Raw genomic sequence first — 8720 nt, forward strand, 5'->3', positions numbered from 1 at the left:
GTTGGTGGAAACCCCGACTCGACGGACCGGGCGCGGTCCGGGGGTTCAGGCGCCCGTCGGCGCCGGACCTTCAGCGATGCAACAGCACCCCGGCCACGACCGCCCCGTTGAGGAGGATCCAGCCGATGCACGCGACATAGATGGTCTTGTCCCGCTTGTGCAGGCCGTGCACGAACCAGAGGCAGGCCCCCGCGAGATAGGTACCCCAGGAGAGCAGCGACACGCCCGCGACCTGCTGGTCCACCCAGATGGTCCAGATCTGGGGCAGCGTCATCACCATGGTCGCGATCGACATGAAGGGCAGGATTTTCTCGACCGGGCTGGCGGCGGTGGGCGCAGCCGGCGAGGCGCCGGGACCGTGGTCCATGGGTTGCTCCTTCGGGGGGGGGGTGACGCGGCCGATGATGCGCCGGCCGGTCGCTTCGGCGGATACTGGCCGGCCCTTGCGCCCGATGATCTCCGCCACCTTCATCCTCGCACTCGCTTTGCTGGGCGCCGCCTCGCCTGCGCAGGCGGCCGACCCGGTCGTGGTCGGGTCCAAGCGCTTCACCGAGAGCTATGTGCTCGGCGAGATCGCGCGCCAGGTGCTGACCGACGCTGGCGTGCCCGCGGTGCATCGCCAGGGCCTGGGCAACACCGCCGTGATGGAGCAGGCGCTGGCGAGCGGCGCCATCCAGGTCTACCCCGAGTACACCGGCACCATCGTCCGGGAAATCCTCAAGCAGCCCGGTGCCGAAGCCGCCGCGCCCTCCGTGGCGCAGATCAACCGCTGGCTGGCCCCGCGCGGCTTGAAGGCGGCGGTGCCGCTGGGCTTCAACAACAGCTACGCCCTGGCCATGCGCGAGGACGATGCGCAGCGCCTGGGGATCGCCACGCTGTCCGACCTGGCCAAGTCGGATGCATCCCTGCGTTTCGGCTTGTCGCACGAGTTCCTGGCCCGCGCGGACGGCTGGAACGCCTTGAAGGCCGCGTACGGATTGCCCTTCGCGCCGGGCAGCGGCCTGGACCACGGCCTGGCTTACCAGGCCCTGCAGCGTGGGCAGGTCGACGTGGTCGACGCCTACACCACCGACGCCCAGATCCAGCGCCTGGGGCTGCGCGTGCTGCGCGACGACCGCGGCTTCTTCCCCCGCTATGACGCCCTGCTTCTGATGCGTGCCGAGCTCGACGAACGGCCGCTGGTCGCGGCGCTTGCCGGGCGGATCGACGAACAGGCGATGCGGGCGATGAACGCCGAGGTGGAGATCGACGGCCGGACCTTCGATGCCGTGGCGCGCGACTTCGTCCAACGCATCGGCGGGCGCGCGAGTGCAGCCGGTGCCGCGGCCGCGGCACCGGCTGCACGCAGTGCCGGCTTCATCGACCGCCTGCTGGCCCCGGACCTGGGCCGCTTGCTGCGCGAGCACCTCATCCTGGTCCTGGCATCGGTGGCCATCGCCATGGCCGTCGGCATTCCCATGGGCGTGCTGGCTTACCGGCAGCCGCGCTGGAGCGCCGCGCTCATGGCCCTGGTGGGCATGCTGCAGACCATCCCCTCGCTGGCGCTGCTCACGTTCCTGATCGTGCTGGTGGGCGGCATCGGCTTCTTGCCGGCGCTGCTCGCGCTCTCCATCTATGCCTTGCTGCCCATCGTGCGCAACACCCACACCGGCCTGGCCACGCTGCCGCCGGGCATGCGGCTGGCGGGCTCGGCGCTCGGACTGCGCAGCGCCCAGGTGCTGCGCAGCATCGAGCTGCCGCTGGCGGCGCCCACCATCTTCGCGGGCATCAAGACCGCCGCGGTGCTGAACGTGGGCGTGGCCACGGTGGCCACCTTCATCGGCGCGGGCGGCCTGGGAGAGCGCATCGTGGCCGGGCTGGCGGTGAACGACACCGGGTTGATGCTGGCCGGCGCGGTGCCCGCGGCCGTGCTGGCGCTGCTTACGCAGTGGCTGTTCGATGCGCTGGAGTGGCTGCTGTTGCGAACCCGCCGACCCGCCAGGTAAGGCGCCTCAGCGTTCGCGCCCGGCCCTGCGCAGGACCATGGTGATCGGCTCCACCAGGTACTGCAGCGGCGTGCGCTCCTCGCCCTGGATGAACACCTCGGCCGGCATGCCGGCCTGCAGCGTGATGGTGCCCGCGGCCTTCAGCGAAGCCGCGTCGGCCTCGACCAGCACCACGTAGTAGGGCTGCTGCGTCTCGCGCTGCACCAGCCGGTCGGCCGAGACGTAGAACACCTTGCCGTCGACCATGGGCGTGGTGAGCGGGTTGAAAGCGCTGAAGCGGATGTGCGCGCCCTGGCCCTGCTGCACGCGGCTGATGTCCTCGGGGCGGATCTGCGCCTCCACCACCAGGCGCGGGTCGGCCGGCACGATGTCGGCGATGGGCTCGCGCGGGCTCACCACGCTGCCGGGGCTGGTGTAGCGCAGGTTCATCACCTCGCCGGCCGCGGGCGCCACGATCACCTGGCGCTGCGAGGCGTCGGTGGACTTGCGCAGCTCCTGCTGGATCTCCGACAGCCGCACCATCGCCACCTTGAGCTGGTCGCTGGCCTGCTGGCGGTACTCGCTCTCGAGCGCCTTGATGCGCAACTCGGCGTCGACCATGCGCTGGTCGGCGCGGGCCAGCTCGGAGCGGCGCTCTTCCAGCTTGACGCCGTAGTCGGCCACGCCCGCCTCCAGTTGCGCGATGCGGGTGTCGGCGATGAAGCCTTCCTTGAGCAGCTGCCGGTTGCGATCGAGCTCGAAGCGCTGGTGCTTGAGCGAGTTCTGCGCCTGTTCGATCTGCGCCTTGAGCGACACCACTTCCTGCGCGATCTTCTCGCGCTGCGAACGCAGCAGCGTGGTCTGGCCGTGCAGGGCGTCGCGGCGGGCCTGGAACAGTGAACGCTCCTTCACCAGCTGCTCGGCCAGCCGCGAATCGGCGGCGGCGGCCTGCACCAGCTCGTCGGGGAACACCAGCCGGGCGGCACCCGTCTGCTCGGCCTCGAAGCGGATGGCACCAGCTCGCTCGGCCTGCAGCCGGTAGCCCAGGCGGTTGACGTCGGCGTCCACCGCCACGTCGCCCAGCACCAACAGGGGCTCGCCTTGCGCCACGCGCTGTCCGTCGCGCACCTTCACCTCGCGCACGATGCCGCCTTCGGCGTGCTGCACGGGGCGGCGGTCCAGGTCCACCTTGACGTGGGCCTGGGCCACCACGGCCGACGACAGCGGCGCCAGCGCCAGCCAGGCGCCGATGGGCACCACCGCCGCCACCAGCACCAGCAGCCCGGTGCGGATCAGGCGGCGCGATTCGGCCAGGTGGCCTTGCACGTTGCCGGCGGCCGGCATCAAGGGTGGGGCGAGCGCATTCATGCCGAGGCCTTTTCAATCACGGGCACGGCCACCGGCATCGGCATCACGCTGGCGCCGGACACCTGCGACTTGCCCTGCAGCGCCTTCATCACCTCGGCCACCGTGCCGTAGTGCTGCGCCTTGCCGGCTTCGATCACCAGCATCTTGTCCACGTGCTGCACCAGGGCGCTGCGGTGCGTGACCACCACCACCGTGACCTGCCCGCGCAGCGCCTTCAGCGCTTCGGCCAGAGCGGCTTCGCCGGCGCCGTCGAGGTTGGAATTGGGCTCGTCCAGCACCAGCAGCTTGGGGTCGCCGTAGAGCGCGCGGGCCAGCGCGATGCGCTGGCGCTGGCCCGGCGACAGCAGGGCCGAAGCGGGGTCGATCATCGTGTCGTAGCCCTGGGGCAGCGACTGGATCATCTCGTGCACGCGGGCGCGCTGCGCCGCCTGCACCACCTTCGCCGGATCAGGCAGCCCCAGGCGGGCGATGTTGTCGGCCACCGTGCCGGCGAACAGCTCCACGTCCTGCGGCACATAGCCCAGCCAGGGGCCGATCTGTTCGCGTGGCCACTGCGACAGGTCGAACCCGTCCAGCCGCACCACGCCCGCGGTGGGCTGCCAGATGCCGGTGAGCAGACGCAGCAAGGTGCTCTTGCCGGCGCCGCTGGGGCCCACGATGGCCAGCGACTCACCGGGTTCCAGCTGCAGCGACACGCCGGCCAGCAGGATGCGTTCGCCCACCGGCGCGCGGAACGCCAGCTGCTGCGCGAGCAGCTGCCCACGCGGCGCCGGCAGCTCCATGCGCGGCTCCTGCGCGGCGGCGGCGCCCAGCAACTCGGAGAGGCGCCGGAAGGCGGCGCGCGCCTCGGCCAGGATCTTCCAGCTGCCCACCAGCTGCTCCACCGGCGCCAGGGCGCGGCCCAGCAGGATGGTGCAGGCGATGGTCACGCCCGGCGAGGCCTGGTTGGAGATCACCAGCCACGCGCCCACGGCCAGCATGCCCACCTGCACCGCCTGCCGCAGCGTGCGTGTCAGGGCGGCCATTCCCACGCTCTTGCGGGCGGTGGGTGACTGCAGGGCCGCGACCTCGGCGTTCTTTTGCTGCCAGCGCGCGAGCAGCGCGTCCGTCATGCCCAGGGTCTGCACCACCTCGGCATTGGCCAGCGAGGTTTCCAGGTAGCGCGTGGCCCCGGCAGATGCGCGCTGCAGCGCCTCGATGTCCTTGCGGGTGATCCAGTCGTTGACGATGGTCAGCACCCCCATCAGCGCCGCCGCGCCCAGCGCCGTCATGCCCAGATAGGGATGGGCCATCCAGATGATGGCCACGTAGACGAACAGCCAGGGCGCATCGAACACCGCCAGCAGTCCCTGCGCCGAGAACGCCGAGCGCAGCGACTGCACGTCGCGCAGGCTTTCGCCGGTGCTGCGGCCGCCGGTCAGCCGCGCGCCCTGCGCCACCGCCAGCCGGGTCACCACTGGCGCCAATGAGTCGGCGATCACGTTGCCGGCCACGCCCTGCAGGCGGGCGCGGATGTAGTCGAGCGACATCATCAGCAGCAGGCCCAAAGCGGCGCCCAGCGCCAGCACCAGCAGCGTGTCGGTGCTGCGCGAGACCAGCACCCGGTCGAACACCTGCAGCATGAAGATGGCCGGCACCAGCATCAGCAGGTTGATGAAAAAGGAAAAGCCCGCGACGGAGATCAGCGGGCGTTTCAGGAGTTGGAGCAGGGGCTTCATACGAAGGGGCGAGCATCCGTAGCTCAGCGCTTATGGTCAAGCATACGAAAGCACGCAGGTGTGAACGATTCCGGGGCCGCGGCCCCGGAGCGTGCATCAAGCCAACGGATAGGCGTTGATGTGCGGTGTGAGCGTCGTGAGGTCGATGCCCGTGACGCCCTGCAGCAACACCAGGTCCTCGAAGGCCTGGCCGGTGCCGGTGGCGTCGACGCTGACCAGCGTGCCGCCCTCGGTGGCCTGCACCTGCAGGTACTGAGACAGGTCATCGCCGGCGTTCCAGCCGGCCAGCAGGCCGCCCAGGGCCAGCATGTCGCCGCTATCGCCGAGGGTGAAGTCGGTGATGGTGTCGACCGCGCCGCCGAAGTCGCCCGCGCGCCAGACGAAGGTATCGCTGCCCTCGCCGCCGGTGAGGAAGTCCGCGCCCTTGCCGCCGACCAGGAGGTCATCGCCAGCCGTGCCCGCCAGCACGTCGTCGCCCGCGCTGCCCAGCACGGTGCCGTTGTCGGCGGCGGTGCTGGTGATGCGGGCCACGCCATCGGCGCCGACCACGACCTGGAAGTCGCCCTGGGCGTAGCGGCCCACGATGGCGAACTGCGCGGAGCTGCCGCCGTCGCTCACGGTGAGCGTGCCGCCCGCACCGGACAAGCCGGCGGCGTAGCTCACCTGCGTGGCGCCGGTGAACAGCACGCCCGGAAGGGCGATCGAATCGCCCGCGTCCATGCCGGTGATGGTGCCGGTGAACGCACCCGGCTGGCCGAGCGCCAGGGCGCCCGTGCCGCCCTGCGCGAAGTCCACGTCGGCATCGGATGCGCCGCCGAAGGTGAGCTGCGAGCCATCACCCACCAGCGCACTGCCGTGCCCGGTGGTGGCGCTGGCCACCACCAGGCCGGCGCCGCCCAGGGCCGCGAACAGGCCGGTGTTCACCACCACGTTGGAGCCGGTGTCGATCACCAGCGCGTGCTGCGTGCCGGTGGCGGCGATGGTGCCGGCGTTCACCAGCGTCATCTGCCCGCCGCCGATCTGGCCGGCCCCGGAGATGGTGTTGTCCACGTTGGTCAACGTCACCTCGGACACGCTGCCGGCGATGGCGTTGCCGTCGCTGTCGGACAGGGTCAAGTCGCCGCCACCCTGCAGCGTGACACCGTGCTGCATCATCTGCAGCAGCGTGTAGGCGCCTTCGGATTCGAGGCTGATGGTGCCGGTGTTGTTGACGATGCCCGAGAAGGGAAGCATCGAACCGTCGCCCAGTGTCATCGTGCCGGTGTTGTTCAGCACGGGCACGTCATCGAAGCTGAAGTTGGCCGCGGTGAGTTGCGCCGCGCTCACCCCGAGGATGGTGACGGTCATGCCGGCGCCGAAGGAGATGAGGGCGTTGCCGTTGCCGTCGTCGGTGAGGTGCGCCTGCAGCTCTTCGAAGCTCGTGGCCCCGAAGGCGATGAGGTTGACCTTGTCGGCTGCGGCGTCGAAGTGGTGGATGACGTGGGCGCCGATGGGGTTGGCGATGACGAAGGTGTCCGCGGCGGAGGAGCCGGAAAGATGGTCGTCGCCGGACCAGCCGAAGATGGGGGAGCCGGGGGGGAAGGCTTCGATGTTGTTGGCGATGGATGCGGTGGCGGAACTGCCATCGGCTGTCGTCCACTGCACCGTCATGTTGAAAAGCAGTGCGCCGGCGAACGTCACGGGCGAGGTGATCGTCAATGCGCTCGGGTCGGCCGTTCGCATCACCCAGGAGCCGTCCTCAAGTCTTGCTCCTTCGCTGAACGACCAACCTTCGGGAACGTTCTCCACCCTCACGTGCACGATGCCGCCATCGGTCGACAGCGGGTTCTCGAGTCCCAGGTTGATCGGTTCACCGGCGATCCCTACCGGCTTCGGCCCATCACGCCGAACTTCCACACTGCCGCCGCCGCCTGGGTTCGTCGCCGTGTCCGTATAGGACCCGCCGGCGACGGTCACGGTCATCGGGTTGTTGCCATTCGCAGTGCGAATGAACTGCATGGTGTAGGTATCGCCGTCGACCTGCGTAAACGAACCAGGGACCTTGGTTCCAGCCGTGACCGAGATGTCGCTCTCCGCAAATCCCGCCACCGTCTCGCTGAATTGGAAGGTAACCGTGATAGTCCCGTTCTCGGGAGCATTCCCCGGACTTGCCGTCAACGTCACAGTTGGCGGCGTCGTGTCGCCATTCGCAACACCGGTGATGGTCCACTGCACCGAAGCTGCCGTCGTCGCGATTCCATCGGACACACCGTAGTTCACGGTCACTGTGGCGGTTTGTCCGTTTCCAAGGCTCTGGTATCCAGGGTGACTCGGGTCCAGCGAGAAGGTCCCGTTCCCCGCGTTGTAGGTGACGCCTGCCGGCAGAGTTCCCGGCACATTGACCACCGTCAACGTCGTGCCCGCATCCACGTCGGTAGCCCTCGCCAGCGCGTTGAGCGTCGAGACGGCAGAACCTTCGGCTACGGTCGCGGTGACGGCGCCAGACACCGCGGGGGCGTCGTTGGTACCGGTAACGGTCCAGGTTGCAGAGGCGGCGGTGGTGGCGGTGCCGTCCGAAATGCCGTAGTTGACAGTGACGGTGGTGGTCACGCCGGCGGGCAGGCTTTGGAAGGCGGCGTTGGCGGGGTCGAGCGTGAAGCTCTGTGTGGCGGCGCTGTAGCTGACCCCGGCAGGGAGCGTGCCGGGTACGTTCACCACGTTCAGGGTGGCGCCGGCATCGACGTCGCTGGCATTGGCGCGTGCATCGAGCGTCACGGTGGAGCCGTCCTCGGTGGCCGTGCCGGTCACGGCGCCCGATACCTTGGGGGCGTCGTTGGTGCCGGTGACGGTGACGGTCACGGTCTGGCTGGTGGTGCCGCCCTTGCCGTCGCTCACGTTGATGGTGAACACCTCGTCATGGCTCTCGCCGGCAGCCAGGGACTGCACGGCCGAGGCGGTGCCGTTGGTGCCGTTGGCCAGGGTGTAGGTCCAGTCGCCGTTGGCGGAGTTGACCGAGAGGCTGCCGTAGGCGCCGGCGGTCGCCGCGGCGGTGTAGGTCAGCACGTCGCCGTTGTCGATGTCGCTGGCGTCGACCGAGCCGCTGACGCTCAGGGTGGTGTCTTCCTGGACCGAGCCGCTCTGTGCGGAGCTGGTGATCGTCGGCGCGTCGTTGGTGCCGGTGATGGTCACGGAGACAGTGCGCTCCACCGCTCCGCCATTGCCGTCGCTGAGGGTGAAGGTGAAGGTCTCGACCTTGGGCTGGCCGGCGGCCAGGTACTCGACGGCCGAGGCTGGGACGCTGTAGTTCCAGGTGACCACGCCGCCGGTGCCGTTGCCCGTCGTGTCGGTGGTGACGCTGGCGGTGAGGGTGCCCAGGGCGCCCGAGCTGGCGGTGACGGCGCTCACGCTATGGACGTCAGTCAGGTCGACGTCGCTGAACGAGATCGTGCCGGAGTCGGTGAGGTTGCTAGCAGGTGTGACCAGTTCCGTCACGGCGCCGGTCACATCTTCAGCAGCGACGATGGGGCCGTCGTTGGTACCCGTGATCGTGACCGAGACGGTGCGTTCGACCGTGCCGCCATTGCCGTCGGAGATCGTGAAGGTGAAGGTCTCGACCTTGGGCTGGCCGGCGGCCAGGTACTCGACGGCCGAGGCTGGGACGCTGTAGTTCCAGGTGACCACGCCGCCGGTG

At 69.6% G+C, this 8720-nt stretch carries 5 protein-coding genes; 1 reads left to right on the forward strand and 4 read right to left on the reverse strand.

What is annotated here, in order from left to right; genetic code table 11:
- Positions 1 to 70: 70 nt before the first annotated feature.
- The gene (locus JI739_RS20890) at positions 71 to 367 is read right to left on the reverse strand and encodes a PQ-loop domain-containing transporter (protein WP_201685937.1); all 297 of its coding nucleotides are present in this window, start codon (positions 365 to 367) and stop codon (positions 71 to 73) included.
- Positions 368 to 452: 85 nt separating this feature from the next.
- Between JI739_RS20890 and JI739_RS20895 the strand changes: the two genes are divergently transcribed.
- Positions 453 to 1985 (forward strand): ABC transporter permease/substrate-binding protein, encoded by a 1533-nt coding sequence (locus tag JI739_RS20895; protein ID WP_201685938.1) that lies wholly within the window; start codon positions 453 to 455, stop codon positions 1983 to 1985.
- A gap of 6 nt (positions 1986 to 1991) precedes the next feature.
- On the opposite strand, the gene JI739_RS20900 is transcribed toward JI739_RS20895, so the two are convergent.
- From JI739_RS20900 to JI739_RS20910, 3 genes are all read right to left on the reverse strand, one after another.
- The gene (locus JI739_RS20900; protein ID WP_236589929.1) at positions 1992 to 3332 is read right to left on the reverse strand and encodes an HlyD family type I secretion periplasmic adaptor subunit; all 1341 of its coding nucleotides are present in this window, start codon (positions 3330 to 3332) and stop codon (positions 1992 to 1994) included.
- Positions 3329 to 5050 (reverse strand): type I secretion system permease/ATPase, encoded by a 1722-nt coding sequence (locus tag JI739_RS20905; RefSeq protein WP_201685939.1) that lies wholly within the window; start codon positions 5048 to 5050, stop codon positions 3329 to 3331. Before JI739_RS20905 ends, JI739_RS20900 begins: the two co-directional genes overlap by 4 nt.
- Before the next feature lie 96 nt (positions 5051 to 5146).
- Positions 5147 to 8720 (reverse strand): beta strand repeat-containing protein (locus JI739_RS20910; protein WP_201685940.1); only part of this gene is annotated, 3574 nt, incomplete at its 5' end.

It is taken from the genome of Ramlibacter aurantiacus, from assembly GCF_016722895.1.
Taxonomy (GTDB): domain Bacteria; phylum Pseudomonadota; class Gammaproteobacteria; order Burkholderiales; family Burkholderiaceae_C; genus Ramlibacter; species Ramlibacter aurantiacus.